Origin of the sequence: Cryptosporangium phraense (assembly GCF_006912135.1) — a bacterium.
Taxonomy (GTDB): domain Bacteria; phylum Actinomycetota; class Actinomycetes; order Mycobacteriales; family Cryptosporangiaceae; genus Cryptosporangium; species Cryptosporangium phraense.
Map to the genome: position 1 here is coordinate 47,747 of NZ_VIRS01000016.1, position 16,487 is coordinate 64,233.

At 68.4% G+C, this 16,487-nt stretch carries 13 protein-coding genes; 10 read left to right on the plus strand and 3 right to left on the minus strand.

Features of this window, described 5'->3' with window-relative positions; translation table 11 throughout:
• Nucleotides 1-61 precede the first annotated feature (61 nt).
• Together FL583_RS22190 and FL583_RS40260 are read left to right on the plus strand one after the other, a co-directional pair.
• Nucleotides 62-1,489, plus strand: a complete 1,428-nt coding sequence (locus FL583_RS22190) for a tyrosine-type recombinase/integrase (RefSeq protein WP_142706646.1) — start codon at nt 62-64, stop codon at nt 1,487-1,489.
• A gap of 502 nt (nt 1,490-1,991) precedes the next feature.
• Nucleotides 1,992-2,138, plus strand: a complete 147-nt coding sequence (locus tag FL583_RS40260; protein WP_170323807.1) for a hypothetical protein — start codon at nt 1,992-1,994, stop codon at nt 2,136-2,138.
• Nucleotides 2,139-2,219: 81 nt separating this feature from the next.
• On the opposite strand, the gene FL583_RS43020 is transcribed toward FL583_RS40260, so the two are convergent.
• Both FL583_RS43020 and FL583_RS42485 read right to left on the minus strand, forming a co-directional pair.
• Nucleotides 2,220-2,630, minus strand: coding sequence for a DUF6980 family protein (locus FL583_RS43020; RefSeq protein WP_420843170.1), 411 nt, complete (start codon nt 2,628-2,630; stop codon nt 2,220-2,222).
• On the minus strand, nt 2,530-8,802 hold the full coding sequence (locus FL583_RS42485) for an RHS repeat-associated core domain-containing protein (protein WP_142706647.1): 6,273 nt from the start codon (nt 8,800-8,802) through the stop codon (nt 2,530-2,532). The genes FL583_RS43020 and FL583_RS42485 overlap by 101 nt, the downstream gene beginning before the upstream one ends.
• Nucleotides 8,803-9,143: 341 nt before the next feature.
• Here FL583_RS42485 and FL583_RS22200 point away from each other — a divergent pair, with 341 nt between their 5' ends.
• From FL583_RS22200 to FL583_RS41055, 8 genes are all read left to right on the plus strand, one after another.
• Complete coding sequence (locus FL583_RS22200) at nt 9,144-9,794, plus strand: response regulator transcription factor (RefSeq protein ID WP_142706648.1); 651 nt, start codon at nt 9,144-9,146, stop codon at nt 9,792-9,794.
• A 141-nt stretch (nt 9,795-9,935) separates the two neighbouring features.
• Nucleotides 9,936-11,036: a sensor histidine kinase gene (locus tag FL583_RS22205; protein ID WP_142706649.1), complete on the plus strand. Its 1,101-nt coding sequence runs from the start codon at nt 9,936-9,938 to the stop codon at nt 11,034-11,036.
• A gap of 160 nt (nt 11,037-11,196) precedes the next feature.
• Complete coding sequence (locus FL583_RS22210) at nt 11,197-11,649, plus strand: hypothetical protein (protein ID WP_142706650.1); 453 nt, start codon at nt 11,197-11,199, stop codon at nt 11,647-11,649.
• Nucleotides 11,640-13,214, plus strand: coding sequence for a C40 family peptidase (locus tag FL583_RS42490; RefSeq protein WP_142706651.1), 1,575 nt, complete (start codon nt 11,640-11,642; stop codon nt 13,212-13,214). Before FL583_RS22210 ends, FL583_RS42490 begins: the two co-directional genes overlap by 10 nt.
• Before the next feature lie 125 nt (nt 13,215-13,339).
• On the plus strand, nt 13,340-14,215 hold the full coding sequence (locus tag FL583_RS22220) for a hypothetical protein (RefSeq protein ID WP_142706652.1): 876 nt from the start codon (nt 13,340-13,342) through the stop codon (nt 14,213-14,215).
• A gap of 39 nt (nt 14,216-14,254) precedes the next feature.
• Nucleotides 14,255-14,773 (plus strand): hypothetical protein, encoded by a 519-nt coding sequence (locus tag FL583_RS22225; RefSeq protein ID WP_142706653.1) that lies wholly within the window; start codon nt 14,255-14,257, stop codon nt 14,771-14,773.
• 32 nt (nt 14,774-14,805) lie between these two features.
• On the plus strand, nt 14,806-15,276 hold the full coding sequence (locus FL583_RS22230) for a hypothetical protein (RefSeq protein WP_142706654.1): 471 nt from the start codon (nt 14,806-14,808) through the stop codon (nt 15,274-15,276).
• 344 nt (nt 15,277-15,620) lie between these two features.
• Nucleotides 15,621-15,791, plus strand: coding sequence for a transposase (locus FL583_RS41055; protein ID WP_205752344.1), 171 nt, complete (start codon nt 15,621-15,623; stop codon nt 15,789-15,791).
• A 165-nt stretch (nt 15,792-15,956) separates the two neighbouring features.
• Here the strand turns inward: FL583_RS41055 and FL583_RS22240 are convergent, their stop codons facing one another.
• On the minus strand, nt 15,957-16,484 hold the full coding sequence (locus FL583_RS22240; RefSeq protein WP_170323808.1) for a GNAT family N-acetyltransferase: 528 nt from the start codon (nt 16,482-16,484) through the stop codon (nt 15,957-15,959).
• Nucleotides 16,485-16,487: the final 3 nt, after the last annotated feature.

Consider the following 16,487-nt stretch of genomic DNA (forward strand, 5'->3'; position numbering starts at 1 on the left):
CGAATCGGTCGGGCCGTTTCATCCGGCGCACTCTGATCTCACCGAGCGTGGGAGGTGCGTGATGGCCTGTCAGGGTGTGGTGTTCAAGGCGTGCGCCTGCAGTGACGGCACGCGGCAGGTGCGGCGCAACCGGACGTGCAGCCGGTTGTCCGAGCGTGGGCACGGGAGCTGGCACCTCGACTGCCGCGTTCCCGACCTGGCCGGCGGTACCCGGCAGGTCCGCCGCGGAGGGTTCCGCTCCGCGGTCGCGGCGCGTGCCGCCCGTGCGGAGCTGCTTGGCCAGTCGCCGCAGCGCCACGCCGCTGCAACGTGGACGCTGGCGCAGTGGTTGCGGTACTGGCTGACGACCCGGACCTCGATTCGCCCGACCACCCGCCGTAGCTACACCGAGCACTGCGAGCAATACCTGATCCCCGAACTCGGACAGGTCCGGCTCGACCGGCTCGCCCTCGACCAGCTGCGCGCCGCCTTCACCCAGCTCGGGACCCGCACCAACCGCTACGGCAACCCGATCGCCGCCGCGACGCTGCACCGCATCCGCGCCACGCTGCGCGCCTCCTTGAATGCCGCGGTCCGCGAGGGCCTGCTCACCGACAACCCCGCCCGCCGCCTCGAGCTCCCTCCGGCCCGCCGGCCGCACGCCGTGGTGTGGACCGCACCCCAGGTCCAGGCCTGGGAACGCGACGGCACCCGGGAACCGGTCGCGGTCTGGACCGTCGAGCAACTCGTCGTCTTCCTCGCCCGGGCCGAACGCGACCGGCTGCACGCGCTCTGGCACCTGACCGCCCTGCGAGGCCTCCGCCGAGGCGAGGCCGCCGGGCTGCGCTGGTGCGACCTCGACCTGACCGGCCGGGTCCTGCACATCGCCCAGCAGCGCACCGAGGTCCCCGGGCAGGTGCTCGTCGGCCCGCCCAAGAGCCGGGCCAGCCGCCGCACTGTTGCCCTCGACCGGCACACCGTCCGGGTCCTGCGGGCGCACGCCGACCGGCAGCGCTTCGAACGCCGCGCCGCCGGCGCCGAGTGGACCGACACCGGCTATGTCTTCACCCGCCGCGACGGTCAGCCGCTCTCGCCCTCGTATTTGACCCACCGGTTCGCCCAGCTGGTCGCCGACACCGGCCTGCCCCCGGTCCGCCTCCACGACCTGCGGCACGGCGCCGCCAGCCTCGCGCACGCCGCCGGCGCGGATCTCAAGACCGTGCAGGATCAGCTCGGGCACGCCAGCATCGTGCTCACCGCCGACACCTACACCAGCGTCCTGCCCCCGGCCCAGCATTCGGCCGCCGCCGCGACCGCCGCGCTCGTCCTCGCCGCAGCCCGCCGTGCCCGTGGCGTCATCCAGCACCGCAACCAGCGCCGCCGGATCCGCGAAATGATCCGCACGATCGGCGCGCTGCAGACCACGAATCAGCAGCTCAACCCGCTTGACCCCCATGGAAAGAGCTCAAGCCACCGGCGAGCCACCGGTAAGCCACCACTATCCGCCTAGGACACTGGACGACCGCGTTTACGCAGGTCAGCGGGTGGGCCGCCTGGGGATCGAACCCAGAAACCCGCGGGTTAGAGGTCCGAAATGGAGGATTATCAAGTCGCCTAAGGCATTTGTACCACCAGGATCTACCCCGCGCTACCACGAACTACCTGATGACATCCGCTATGAAGCCTGAGCTCAGGACTCGAAAACGTCGAGAGGTGGCCGCCGCGCCACCACGAACCATCCCGAGCTACGGCGCTCCATGACATCCGAGCAACCACCGATCAACCCTTACCGGCTCTATCCGCTCGCGACCAGCCCCGTAGCCCGTAGGTAGCGGGCTCCGCCGCGCGGCAGGGATGGAAGGGTTGCGGGCATAGTGGGTGGGTGTTTGTCGTCCATGCCACGAAGGAGCTCCTCGATCGGATGGGTCCGTCGACCCTGTAGCAGGGCGAGGAGTCCACGACGGCGCTGGGCGCGTGGTACGCCACCGTGTTGTTCTGGCGACCGCAGGTCGTTGTGGCTCAACGAGCAGACGCTGCTGCCGGAATTGAGCTCCGGCATCGTCGAAGGCAACGTCGATCGGATCAAACGCATCAAACGAGACGGTTACGGCTGCGCCGGCTTCGACCTCCTCTGCCGACAAATCCGCCTCAGCAACTGAGCGTCACAACATCACAGGATTTAGATCAGAGCCAACCTGAACTACCGTTGACAGACCTCACAGCTCCATCAATGCGCTAACTCAAAGGCCTCGAGCGCGCCACCAGTCCTCTGAGCGAAATTCAGCGGGCAGAGTCGCACTCTCCGGCTGAAATCCCATGCCGAGGATTTCCTCGATCCAGACTTCTCGAAGCGAGATCGGCAACGAGACTCCGCACCAAGGGCAGTACCGTACTTCGATTCCTGACGTCCCTCCATCGCGGATGGCCAGAGTCACCTCCCGAACGGCGGCGGAGTAGGTTAGCGGTACGTCAGGGTTAAGTACTGCCGGGCCGAGCTGATCGCATGTCGTGTGATCGAAAATCGGAAGCTCCTGGGAGGTGATAGCTCGACTACAGCGTGATTCTTCTTCCGCGTACCGCAGGTTTGTATATCTTTCCCGTCGTCGGTTCCATTGACCCCTTGTGGACTCCGCGGTAATCGTAGACCTCAATGTCTCCGTGCGTGTAGTCCCATTCATAGTATTCCCGAGCGCGGCCATCTTTTCCATTGTATTTCCGATTTCCACGGAAGTTGCGAAAACCTCTCCACTTGGGAGATTGGCTGGGCTGCATTTGGGGCGCGCGGCCGGAGTTCGATGACCCGGTACCTCCGCTAGACTTCCCGCCGGCTTTGCTGGCCCAGTAAGCGGCAGCAGCAGGGTTGAACGCGGCGATCGCGCCGATAAAGATCCAGCGCTTATTGACATAGACCCAGCGCGCACCCTTGTAGATGTAGATAAGGGTTTTGGCCTGGAGGGTGATGTACCGGTCGAGCGCGTGTTGGATCGGCAGGCAGATGCAACGCCCGTCTAGGTCCAGTTGGTTGACCGGGTCGCCGCAGCCGTATTCGTAGTCGTTGCAGGAGCCACCAACCAACGGATCCCTCTGAAGGAAGCGCCCGGTTGCGGGGCTGTAGAGGCGGACGCCCATGAGAGTGATACCGGCTGGGTTATCGGCGGCGCGTTGATGGTCACCGAGGTAGCCGTAGCGGACGTAGCCGATGTCACCGGAGTCTCGGGGGTTGCCGTATTCGTCAGTTTCGAAGGTGGCGAGGATGCCGGGATCGGTGGTGAGATTGCTGGCGGCGATAGCAAGGATGTCGCCGTGAAGGTTAGTGATTTGGATGCGGGTTTTTCCCGTGGCTGAGTCGTAGATGGCGGCCAAGGCGCCGTCCGGGCCTGCGATGTTGCGCCTGTAGGTGGATCCGGCCGCGGTCCAAGACGGTGCGTCGCTGTCGCTGTCGTAGTGATTGGTATTAGTTGTGGACCCGTTGCCCCAGGATCGTGCCCGACTCGGGAGCACGTCTAGGGCGTATGTGGTTGTCGTCCCAGCTTGGGTCAGCGCGCGAACGAGGTCGTTGGTGTAGTAGCTGACGGTCAGATCGCCGGCGCTGTTGGCGGTGTCGGCGGAGGGGACGGTGGAGGTACGGCCGAGGGCGTCATAGGTGTAGCCAGTGGATGTGGTGCGGTCGGCGGTGTCGTAGGTCCACGTTTTGGAGGTAGCGGCGGTGGCGGTCTGGCAGTCGCCGCCGTCGGCGGGGGCGTAGCTGGTGTAGCTGGTGCGGTTTGTGGCGTTGTCGAAGCCGTAGCTGCGGGTAGTGCATCCGGCATATCCGGAGACCGGCTCGGCGTAATCGCGAGTCTTGGTCAGTCGCCCGGCTCTGTCGTAGGCGTACTCCTGACCAGACAGATCGGTGGAGTGAGTAGCCCATTGCCCGTGCGCAGTCTGGGTGACTTGCTCATCGAGGTCGATGCAGTCATTGGTGGGTGTGCAGCCAGGTTCGCTGGTGGATTGCGTGACGGCGTCGCCGGTCTCGTCGTACGCAGTCGTGATCGTTAGCGTGTTTGGCAGGCCTTCGGCGATCATCCTCCCATCGGCGTCATAGCTGGCGGTGAACGTGCCCGCCTGGGAGTCCACGACCTGTGTCAGCAAACCCCGACGTTCCGCGCCGTCGTCGTACGACAGCGTCTGGGTGCCCTTGCCGTCCGACGTCGTCACCGGCCGGGAAAGCAAGTCGTAAGTCGTCGTGGCGGTAGTGCCGTCGGCGTCGATGTAGGAGGTGAGCCGTCCGAGTCCGTCGTAGCCGCGGACGATCTCGGCGGTGACGGTAGTGCCGGACAGCGACTGGGTGCGGATGGCTCGTCCGGTGGAGGCCTCATAGACGGTCTTGGTGGTCGGCAGCGCGGTCCCGGCGCTGGCGGCGACGTCGGTGGTGAGGGGCCTGGCCGCGCTGTCGTAGGCGGTCGTCGTCGTGCGCAGGAGCGTGCCTGACGGAGTCTTCTCGGTGGAGACGCGGGGTTGGTTGAACAGGTCGTAGGTGGTGGTAGTCACCGGGATCGGCTGGCCCGCGGACGGGCTACCCCCTGCTTGAACGCGGCAGGGCAGGTTCGCCCATTCGGCGTGGCTGCCGCATTCGCTGTTAGTGGTATTGGTCCCCGCCGAGTAGTAGACGGTCTGAGTCGTCCGCGGGGTGTTGGTCGTAGTGCCGCCCGCCGGTGCGGTAGTCGACGTGACGAGGCCCGTGGTGGCGTCGTAGGCGGTGCGGGCCGTGAGATTCAGCCCGGCGGGGTCGGTGGTGACCGAGGTGGGCTGGCGGAGGTTCCAGTCGTACCCGGTGGTCGTGGTGCGGGTGTCCGCGTCACTGCCGTCGGCTAGCCGCGCTCCGGTGACCTGGGTGGTGACGAGGTCGTAGGTGTTTCCGGAGGGGGCGCCCTCGTCGTAGGTGTTGACGGTGTGGGTGCGGGCGCGCTGGGTGATCCATCCACCAGATCCGTCCGGGATCGCGGTGTCGTGTTCGGGGCCGAATGTCTCCTTGAGACGCCGGCCGCCAGCTTCAAAGAGATTCCGGGTGGTGTACCGCTCGGCGAGAGCTGCTTCGTCGGTGGCGGTGTCGGTAGTGCTGGCGTTCAGCGCCCGGGCCCGGTTGGTGGCGGTCAGTATCCGGACGGCGTTGTTGGTGGCGTCGTACCAGGTTGCGTCGGTGTAGTTGCCCGGGGCGGTGGTGTTGACGGTACGTCCGGAAGGGTCGAGGTAGCTGATCTGCGCGCGTGTCCAGGACGAGGGCATGGTGCCGGCGGCTGGGTCGCCGTCGGGGACCTGGTCGGGGCTGAAGACCGCCGTGGCCTGGGCGGGCGGTTCGGCCTGTCCCCAGCGGGTGGTCTGGCTGGCCGACAGATCGTACGGGGCGCCTGCGCCTGAGACGGGGACCTTGTAGACGACGGTGGTCTTGGCGGTTCCGGCGGTCAGCGCGGAGCGGGTGACCTGCTTTAGCCGTCCCTTACCGGTGTCACCAGGGACGGTGGTGTAGGAGAGCTGCCAGGGCTGCTCGGCTACCGGGGTGATCGTGGCGAGGATGCCGTCGGCGTCGTACGTGTAGGTGGTCGCGAGGTGGGCGCTGCCGTTGTCCAGGCGGGGGTCCCAGACGCTGGCCAGCCGGCCGTTGCTGTCGTAGGCATACTTGGCGAGGACGACGGTGCGCATCGCTGGGGTGGAGAGATCGGGATCCCAACCAGTGAAGGCGATCTGGGTGACCCGTCCGGTGTAGTCGCCGGGAGTGGTGGCGGTGGCGGTCGTGATGGTGGCGTAGGTGAATGACAGCGCGCGGCAGCCCTTCACCAGTCCGGCGATGCCGGCGCCGCAGGTGACGCCGTTAGGTACCGGCGCGAGGATTCGGGTCGGCCGGGTGACGGTAGTCGAGGCGACGGTCGCGGTTTCCCATGAGGTCGTGGTGGTCTGGGCGGACCCGGGCACGGTGACCGCAGTTGGCTTCCACGCAGTTGAGCCGCTGGGAAGAGTGAAGGTGGTGACGTTTCCGTCGAGGTCGGCCAGCGTGTAGGTGTTCGCATCGGGTTTAGCGAGGGTGAGGTCTTCGTAGCCGAGCTCGGGCAGGTAACCGCCGCCGGACTTGACAGTGAATCCGATCGAGCTGCCGCCAGACGTACCGACCTGCACGACCGTGCCCACGACGGTCAGGCCGGTATAAGTGGAGTCCGCCGCCAGGACCGAGGCGGTGGAGGTCCAGCCCGGGCCGAACATCGCCGTCGGGTCGGTCGTCGTTGCCTTACGGGTGTTGAAAGTTCGCCCGACGGTCAGGTCACTGCCGTAGGAGTCGACGGACACATCGGAATAATTGATCGCGAGGTTGCCGCTGACCAGGTTGACCGACCCTGGCCCGACGCTCGCGGAGGCGGCTCCATCGGCGGCTTGGCTGAGCGTGAACTTCAGTGGCGCCGAATCGCCTGAGGTGCCGGGGAGCAGGACTCGTGCTTGGACGGGGCCGTCTAGCGGGTCGGGTCCGGGTTCGGCGTCGTTGAAGGTCTTGGCGACGTTCCATGTGAGCTTCGGGAAGGCACCCGAAACGCGGGCCTGCGGCCAGGTGACGGCTCCGCCAGCGGCGAGGGTGACGTCAGCGGTGGGGACGTTGACCCAGGTGTCGGTATCGGCGCGACGCCACTGGAGTGTGTAGCCACTCACCGTTGACGGAGCAACGGCCTGCACCGAGGTGAAACCGGTGACCTGCTGACCCTTCACCGGGGTGGTGATGGCCGCTTGACCAACGTTGAACGCGTACGAGGTGAGCGGTCCATAGTTGCCGGCCGCGTCCCGGGGGCGGACGTAGAGGGTGTGCGGGCCGTCAACGTCGGGCGTCAGAGAAATCGTGGCGGCGCCGGAGGTCGCGCGGATCTCCGTGGTAGGTGGGTTCTGGTCGAGCCCGTAGGCGAAGCCGGCGAAGTCGCTGTTGTTGCCGAGCGTGAAGTTGCCGGCTTGGTCGGCGCGTTTGGACCAGGCTCCGGCGGGATAGTCGGTGCTCGAGACGGTGGCGGCGACGGGTGGTGTGGTGTCGATGCTGAAGGTGGCATCGGCGGACCAAGGTGAGTAGTCGACGCCGTCGTAGCCGCGGACCGACACGGTGTAGGACTGCCCGTTGGTCAACGCGGTTGACGGGGTCCAGGCGACCCAGGAGCCGTTGGTGCCGGAGTTCGACAGGCCGGAGGCGATGACGGTGGTGCCTTGCCGGACGCGATATTCGGTCTGAACGCGCTGGCCGGCGTCGCCGTCCTTGACGATGGTGCGGAACTGCGGCTTGGTCGCGGAGATCTTCCGCGGGTCGGTGCAATTGACGTAGCAGTCGGTGATCGTCAGCCCGCGGGGCTGGGTCGGGACCGTGTTGTACGTGACGTCCAGGACCGGTGAGTTGTCGAACTCCTTGTAGTAGGTCGAGTTCGACTCATTCGCCACCGGCGCCCGGATCCCGAGCGAGGTCCCCGACCAGCCGGAGTTCGCGGCGGTCTGAATGTGCGCGGTGATCGGGAAGGACACGTCACCGGCGGGACAGCTGCTGCCGCCGCCGAGGGCGGTGGTCTGGGTGCCGAGCAAGTTCTTCCAGTGCGCGGTGTCGTCGGTGTAGTTGGCCCACGTGGTCGTGGAGTAGATCGCCGAGGTGTCCCACAGCTGGAACGGGGTGGCGGTGCAGCTCCACGAGTCGGTCTCGTGGATCCGGAAGTTCGCGGAGATGATGTGCGTGCCGTTGAGCGGCTTGGTGTCCATGCCGAACAGCGACCGGAACTTCGTGGCGCCGGAGTTGTAGGTGCCTACGACCGCCGGGAGGCTCGAGTTGTAGTAAGGGGTGTTGGGGTCGTCGGACTCCAGCAGCGACCACAGGAAACGGTTGACCGTCACCCCCGGGTCGATGAACACCGGGTACTGCGTGGCCGCACCGGTCAGCAGCGCCGCGTCCGGTCTCACGGTGACCTTGCCGGCCGTGACGCTGGTGGTCAGCTGCTTGCGGCGCTTGGAGGTCCGCGGGCCCTTCGACGAGCCACCCAGCCGCGGCTTACCCGCGCTGTCGGTGGCCGCAGCCGAGGAGTCCCACATCCGCGGCGCCGCGCCGACCAGCACCGGCTTGTCCTTATTCTTCCCGAAGACCTGCAGCGTTCCGGCCTGATCGGTGGTGACCTGGCCACCCGGCACCGAAGTCGGGAACGACAGCTCCTGAAGGGCGGGGTTCGCGGCAGCCTCGGCGGTCTTCACGACGAGGACCTCGGAGTAGCCCTGGCCATCTGCCGTGACCTTCAAGTCCACACCGGGCAGCACGTCCGGGTAGGTGGCGGTGTCCCCCGACAGCGTCGGCGTGGGCAGCTCGCCGAGGACCTTCGGCGGGTCGATGGTCAGCGTCGTGCCGCCGTAGCCGACGGTGACCAGCGGGCCGGTGCCGCCGCCGGAGAACCCCAGGTCGACACTGGTGGCCTTCGGCCGGACCGTGCCGTCGCTGCCAGCCGCCAGGTCGGTGTCGATCGGGTCCCACGAGCCGTCGGCGCGCTTGACCCGCACCGGCCGGGCGTTGGCGGTCATGGTCAGTGAACCGTCGGGGTTGGCGAACACCTGAGTCGTGTCGGTCCGCCGGGACAGCACCTCGACGCGTTTCCCGGTAGCGCGGGCGGTCAGCCGGGCCGCGCCCGGATCCGGTCGGGTCAGCGGCCCGGTCGCGGCCGGCGCGGCCGGCTTGACCGCCGGAACCGGCGCGGCCTTCGCGCGGCGCATCCCAGGTAGCTGCGCGAGCGACACGGCCAGCGCGAACACAAGCGCGAGCAGGAGCGCGGTGTGCAGCCGCCGCCGAAGCGGCACCGGCGGTACGGGGTGCGTAGGGGGCGCCGTGGCCGATAACGGTGGAGAGACCGGCGACGCGAGCCGGGCAGCGAACGAGCGGAACACCACGCACCCCCATGGGCACAGACAACACAGAAAGCTCAGGAGTACCGAGCCGCGTCAGATTGCCGATAAGGAAATGCGGTGCGCCAGGAATTGCGGGTAACCCGCAACAGGTCTGTGGATCGACCGCAATGCGCTTGCGGATTTCCCGCAATTCCTTTGCGGCTTATCCGCAAGGTCGCACTCGTGGACGAAACCGTGCCAGTGATTCGCGTCCGGATAATCTGCGGGCTCGACAGTACGGTTAGAGTGCGGGCATGACCGACCTCGGCGCGCCCGTCTCCGCATCATCCGGGTTGCGGGTGGCCGTCGTCGATGACCACCCGACGACCCGGGCGGGCACCAAGCTGCTGCTCACTGAAGCCGGCTACCGGGTGGTAGCGGAGGCCGGCACGCTCGCCGAGGCGCACGCGATCCTCGCCGCGGATACCGTCCCGGCGGTGCTGGTCCTGGATTTGAATCTGCCGGACGGGCACGCGCTGCGCCATCTGCCAGAGCTACGTCGCCGAGCACCCGGAGTGCCGATTCTGATCCTGTCCGCGCAGGACGACCTGCCGGTCGTGCGGGCGGTCCTCGCCGCAGGCGCGGCCGGGTTCGTGCTGAAGGATGCCCCCGCGGCGGTGCTCGCAGCGGCCGTCGCGGAAGTCGCGGCGGGCGGGACCTATGTGCAGCCTCAATTGGCCGCCCGGCTGGCTCGCGGCCCTCAGCCGGTCGCGGCCGGGTTGAGCGAGCGCGAGCAGGCGGCGATCCGCCTCTGGGCCGACGGACACACGAACGCCCAGGTCGCCCAGACGTTGTCGGTCAGCGTCCGGACGGTGGAATCCATCCGCGCCGACCTACGGACCCGCCTTGGGCTCAACGATCGCGCGCAGATCGCGGCCTATGCCCGCACGCAGCTCCCCCACTGACCCGACCCGACGGGGGTCGGCCGGGAGAGCACGGCACTCGCGCAACGGGCACAGCCCGCCGCTGAGCTCAGCACGCACTCCAGGATGTGAATTTCTCACAGGTCACTCTTACACCGGCCGAGTGTGGTGTTTCATGACTGAGTGTCTTTTTCACCGCCGGTTAGCGCCACGCCGACGGTTCAGCCTCTACGGCAGCGGCTGACCAGCGCCTGCGTCATCCTCCTCGTCGCCGCCGTCAGCCTCGACCACCGCCCCATACCGCGCCTCGCCGACACGGCCGTCGCGGTGGCCGGCACCGCGTTGGCCGCGGGGCTGGCGCTGCGCGCCGCCCCACGTACCCGGGTCCTCTATCTGGCTGGCGCGCTGTTCGGGGTAGCGGTCGCGCTCTCCAGCCTGCCGATCCGCGGAGATCTACCGATCGTGGGCTCTGGGCGGGCGTTCTATCTGCCTGCCCTGGTCCTGGTCGCGATCGCCGGGGTGCTGGCCTGGCCGGAACTGCGGGCGGCGCTCAGCCAGGACCGGGAGAAGATCCGCACCGCCGCGGTGGAAAACAGCCGCGCCCACACCAGCAGGGAACTGCACGACGAAACCCTGCAGGCACTCATCCACCTGCGGCGCAGCCTCGAGCACGCCGCCGCCGACCCCGACGTCGACGAGCTGCGACAGGCCGCCAAAGACGGCGCCGCGCTGGCCGCCGAGCAGATCATCGCGCTGCGCGACATCATCGCCGACCTGCACCCCTCCCTGCTCACCGACCTGGGTCTGGACGCCGCCCTCGAAACACTGGCCGATCGCATTGCCCGGCGACACCCCGAACTCTCCGTCGAGTACCGATCCGAGCCGCCGGGGAGCTCGGAGACGGTCGATACCGCGACCGCGTTGGCCATGTACCGGATCGCGCAGGAAGCACTGACCAACGCCGTCAAACACAGCGGCGCCACCCACATCGTCCTCAGCTTCACCCAGCACGGCACCGACCTCACCCTGCAAGTCACCGACAACGGCACCGGCCTCACCCAGCCCACCGGCAGTACTCCGCCGCGGCGCGCGGCGCGGCCCCGCGACGCAGGCGACTCTGGTGGCATTGGTATTGCTGCCTTGCATGCCCGCGCAGCCCTCCATGACGGCCACATCACCATCGACAGTCCCGCATCCGACCGCCCGGGCACCCCAGGGACCATCGTCACCGCGCATCTGCGCAGCGACCCCCACCGAGTCGTTCGCGAGTCAACGGCGGTGTGATCGGCCGGCGCTCCGGCTACGCCTCAATCGGCTGCGGATTTCCCGCAATTCTTCTGCGGGGTTTCCACAGACTTTCCGCGGGTTGCCCGCAAATTCCTGACTCCGATCGCGGCGAAATGCAGGCTGGGGCCGTTCAAGTTCCTGCCTGCCGAGGTGATCCGTGGCCGTTCCCCTTATCGACCAGGACCGGATCCGCCCTTCGGACCCCACGCGCGTACGCCGAAGTAGGAAACCGGCACCGACACGCCACCCGCAATTCTTTCCGGTGCTGGCGATCGTCGCGACCGCAGCGATCATCCTGCTGTCGTTCCTCAGCGCCGCGGAGAACTCCGAGACCACGAGCAACACGCAGGTCTATCGGATCGACTGGAAAAGCCCCGACGGCACCTGGCAAACCTGGACCTGGGGCGTCGCCACCCTGCCGCAGGCCGCCGCGCGCCGGCAGACCGCCAAGCGCACCTGCCAGCGCCAATCCGCTACCCACACCTGCCGGGCCACCACTGTTGCGGAGTTCGACACCGCGCAGGCCGCCCTCGCCTACCGGCAGACCGCCTGCCGCAACCACACCGCCACCACCGGCCGGGCACCGGCAGGCATGGCCACGTGCGACTGAACCCGCTCGCGCCCCGCACCACCGGCCGCCACCGGGCACCCACGCCCACCGGCTGCGCCTACGGATCACCGCACTGCCACCGCAGCAGACACGGTCTCCGCGGCCTCGCCGCCATGCTGCCGCTGCTGCTCGCCGCGACCGGACTGCTCACCGGCGCGGGCATCCTCCCTGCCGGCAACCGCGAGACCCAGGCTCGCCCGATCCTGCCCGAAAGCGCACCAACCGGCGCTCCGATTCCCGACGCTCAGGAGCCCAGCGCGCCAGCGTCAAACGTCCCGTCTCCAGGTCCGACCGGCCCGCTCCCGAACGACGGCGACCAGCCGCCCCCCGCACCCGCCGTACCCACACCACCAGGCACCTCCCCGATCACCGCCCAGGTCCGCCAGCACGAAGCCGCCACCGAAGCGGTCGCGGAACGCCTCGAAGACGCCCGCGTCGATCTGCAAGCCCTGACCAACGAACAGACCGCCGCCGCCACCAGGCTCGCTCAGGCCGCCAGCGACCTCGACACCGCACGCATCGCAGTGGACACGGCATCCCGCGACTCCTACATCACCGCCGCGCGGCGCCCCGCCGGACTACCGGCCGACCCCCGCGACACCATGTTCGGACACGCCGACGCCCGCTCGGACGCCGCCCTCGCCGCCTTACGCGTCGCCGAAACACGCCACCAGCAGGCCACCGCCGAGTCCGACCGTGCCACCGCGGCCACCGTCCACCAGCAGCAGACCGTCACCGACCTGTCCGCGGACCTCACCCACCGCGGCCAGGAACTCGACAAACTCCGCGCGGCCCACCAGCCGATACTCGCCGCCGACCGGCGCCGCCAGGAAGCCACCGACGCCGCGGACGCCGCCCGCTACCTGCACGACGCGGACGGCCGCGCCGCCGACGCTGCGCTCAAGGCCGTCGAGTTCGCGCTGGCCCAACGCGGAAAGCCTTACGAATGGGGCGCTGAAGGCCCCGACCGCTACGACTGCTCCGGCCTCGTCCAAACCGCCTACGCCCACGCCGGTATCCACCTGCCCCGCACCGCCCGGCCCCAATACCGCGCCACCCCCGCCGTCCCCGTCACCGCGTTACTCCCCGGGGACCTGCTGTTCTTCGCCACCGACAAAACCAACTGGAACACCATCCACCACGTGGCCATTTACCTCGGCCACGGCCGCATGCTCCACGCCCCCACCACCGGCGACGTCGTCCGGATCGCACCGGTCTGGTGGGCCGAGTTCTACGCCGCCACCCGCGTCGTCGTTCCCGCTCCCACAACGCCGGCCGCCAGTCCACACCCCGCCCGGACGCCCACACCCTCGCGCCCAGCCACGCCGACCCGCGCCCCGGTGTCCCCAACCGTGTTCCCGACCGGCCCCGCGGCCACCGCGCCTCCCTCACCCGCGCCCACCACGACGACCGCACCCCCGCTCCCCGCCTCGACACCCGCGGCGCCCGACACACCGGCCCCGGCGCCCTCCGAGACACCCGCGCTGCCCAGCCCCGCACCACCCGCCGTCTCCCCGACTGAGTCACCGCTGCCGTCGCCGAGCCCGACAGCCGCCGCTCCATGAGGACGGACCTAAGCAGCTCGAACGCCCAGAGTCATGCCAACAACGCACCCGGATTTCTCCAGCCGACGTGGGGGTCATTGCGCGCGCGATCGAGAACCACCCGCGCGCGACCACGAAGGAGTGGCATGTCGATAGACCTCTACTTCTGGAAGACCGCGCTGCTCGCAGATCCCGACGTCGTCATGGACCGCCTCGCGATGGACGACGCCTCCGTCGTGCTGCCCGACCCTGCGGTCGCCACGTTCCGGGCGCAGCTCCTGACGCGCTGGCCGGAGCTCGACGATCAGCTCTCACCGGCCGACGCCGACCTCGAAGCGCACTTCGTGATCATGCAAGTGACCTACAGCTGGGATCAGGACGCCATCGACGAGGCGGTCGCGCTGTCTCAACGCCTGGGCGTGTGCCACTACGACCCGCAGACCGGAGACTTCCTCGTTCCAGCCGGCCACCAACCCGCCACGGATCACCTGGCCGGGTCAACTGCCCTGTTCCCGTGGGCCGATCCCGAAGGATCCCCCGACCCCGAGTTATCCGGAACGGGGCCGCTTCCAGCGTGGCCGATCTGGGACGTCGCAACCTCACCACGCCTGCGCCCAGCCCGGCTCACCTACGACGGAGAACTCGTCACCGCGCACCGCGGCGAACAGCTCATCACCCGCCGAGCAGCGGTCATCGTCACCGGCGCACCAGGCCACCTCGACCCCCAACGGCTGACCGCAGCGCTACGCAACGAACTCGCGGCCACGCACGCGCAGTTCCTCGGCATCCCACTCGCCGATTCCCAGCGCTACTACGCCGAACACCTCGACGGCGAAGCCGACTACCCCGCCTACATCCTCGTCGGCGGCACCGCGAGCATCCTGTTCCGGCATCACGCGTTCACCGGGCACGACGTCCTCGTGTCCACCGACCCGGCCTACCCCGTGGCCGTCGCCTACTCACGGCTCGACGAATACCCCGACCTCGCCGCCCTGGACCCGACCGTCTGGAACCGGACCTGACCAGGCCGCGGCCTCACGTCTGTTTTCAATCGAGTGTTGATGGCCATCGACCTGCAGCCACCCGAAGGAACCCCACACCCGATACCCGTCACCACGACCTACCAGCTCACACCCCGGCGGGCCGCCCGTGCCTACCGTGCCTCCCACCGGGTCGTCTTCGGCGTGCTCTGGGCCCTGCTCCTCGCCGGGGGTGTCTGGGCGCTGCTGACCGGCGACCTCAGCTTCCTCGTCGCCGGCGCGGCCGGCATGCTGACCATCGAGGCGCTCCTGCGGCTGCAGTTACGCGCCGCCCGCATCACCCACCGGCCGATCACCCTCGCGTTGGCCGCCAGCGGCTACCACCAGACCTACGGCGACCGATCCGCGTCGCTGACCTGGACCTACTTCACCAACATCCAGCGCCGCGGCGACTTCTGGGTCCTCCGCTGCTCACTAATGTCCGCGCTGTCCATCCCCGCCGACGCCCTCAACGGCGCGCGGACCACCGCGTTCCCCGCCTTCGCCGCCGACCGAGGACTCACCTCTCCCCGCGGCCAGCGCAGCAGCATCACCCGCTGACCCGCCAACCCCACATCCGGAGACAACCGACCATGTACCTCACTACATCGTTTCGCCCCACCGTCGGGCTCGCTCTGCGCGCATTCACCGCCGCCCACCCCGTCGTCCTCACTATTTTCGTTCTGTTCCTCCCCGTGACGCTGCCGGAATCGATCGTCATCGGCGACTACACCGTGGCTCTGGCCGGGGCCGCGCCACTGCTGCTCGTCGTGGCGCTCAGCTGGTGGCAAGTACGGCGAATGTCCCAGCAGAAAACGGCCATCCGCATCGAAATGACCGACACCGACTACCGGCTGACCCAGGCTGACAAGTCCGCCTCCATCACCTGGACCAACTTCCGCAGCGCCCGCCGGCGAGCCGGCTGCTGGGTACTACGCTGCTCACCCCTCGTCGCGACCACCTTCCCCACATGCGCCCTCGATCCGGCGCAGACCGCGACGTTCATCGCCTTCCTCCGCGACCGGGGACTGCTCCCGCGGAACACGACCGTTCCCACACCGTGAACCTGACCGAATGCTGGCTGGTCCAGCCGAGGTGATCGCCGACAACTCGGGCACCTCGGCCAGTACCGCCTCGGACAGGTCACCGCCCGGCAGCTCACCGAAGCCTCCGCCGTCCTCGCGCAGCAGCGCAACCGCTACGGCGAACCGCTCGCCGGCTCCACCCTGCACCAAGTGAAGGCCACGCTCCGGGCGGCGTTCAACGCCGCGATCCGCGAAGACCTCATCACCGACAACCCCGCCCGCCGCATCGAACTCGCCCCCGCCCGCCGCCCGCACGCGGTGGTTTGTGCCGAACCCCGCGTCCAGACCTGGCGGCGCACCGGCGAACGCGAACCGGTCACCGTGTGGACCGCTGGCCCGGGCAGAAGCTCTACCTCATCGTGGACGACTTCTCCCCGCACAAGCATCCCGGGGTCACCACCTGGACCGCGGACAACGACGTGGAGCTGGTGTTCCTCCCGACGTATGCGTCCTGGCTGAACTGGATCGAGGCGCACTTCGCCGCGCTGCGCTAATTCGCGCTCAACGGCACCGACCACGCACCGAGCAGGACACCGCGATCGGCGACTACGTCCGCTGGTACAACCGGCGCGCCCGGCCCAAAACCAGATTCGCCATCAACTCACGAATCCGAGAACCCGGTTACGGGGCCAACGTTGCCTGACGCGGCACTAGCGGCGTCATGCATCGCCCCCGCAAGACACGCTGCCTCGTCGGAACTCGTACCGTCGCTGAACCGCGCCGTACTGCTGGAAGGTTCCACTCGACCGACCTCCGGCACGCTCCAGAAGCTGCGCTGAGCGCCGGTTGGCGTCCTGGGTGACCGCGATCAGCAGGTTTTCGTCCGTGGCAGCGAAGAACCATGAGACCAGGGCGGTGAGCATTTCGGACGCCAGCCCGAGGCCCCAGTAAGCACGATCGAACTGGTAGGAGATCTCCCACGGCCCGCGTTTGCGCCGAAGATCTCCGCTGCCGATCACCGCACGCTCGGCCAGGATCTCGACGACAAAGTCGCCCCAGCTGCCATCCGCAACAATTCGAGCAGCGCGCCGCTGGGCGTCGTCCGTGCCGAGTGGACCGCCGACGAACTGCCGTACGTCCTCGTCGGTGAACAGCGCGACGAGCGCGGCCTCGTCGCCGTGCTGCGGGCGGCGGACACGAACCCGGGACGCGGTCAGCGGCGCCGGTAGCCATTCCACGTCGTCCATTCG

Bases quoted from the DNA above. Each gene is read 5' to 3' on its own strand.
- FL583_RS22230 (WP_142706654.1), top strand. From the start codon at position 14,806: ATGTACCTCACTACATCGTTTCGCCCCACCGTCGGGCTCGCTCTGCGC.
- FL583_RS22220 (WP_142706652.1), top strand. From the start codon at position 13,340: ATGTCGATAGACCTCTACTTCTGGAAGACCGCGCTGCTCGCAGATCCC.
- FL583_RS22200 (WP_142706648.1), top strand. From the start codon at position 9,144: ATGACCGACCTCGGCGCGCCCGTCTCCGCATCATCCGGGTTGCGGGTG.
- FL583_RS22190 (WP_142706646.1), top strand. From the start codon at position 62: ATGGCCTGTCAGGGTGTGGTGTTCAAGGCGTGCGCCTGCAGTGACGGC.
- FL583_RS22240 (WP_170323808.1), bottom strand. From the start codon at position 16,484: ATGGACGACGTGGAATGGCTACCGGCGCCGCTGACCGCGTCCCGGGTT.
- FL583_RS22225 (WP_142706653.1), top strand. From the start codon at position 14,255: ATGGCCATCGACCTGCAGCCACCCGAAGGAACCCCACACCCGATACCC.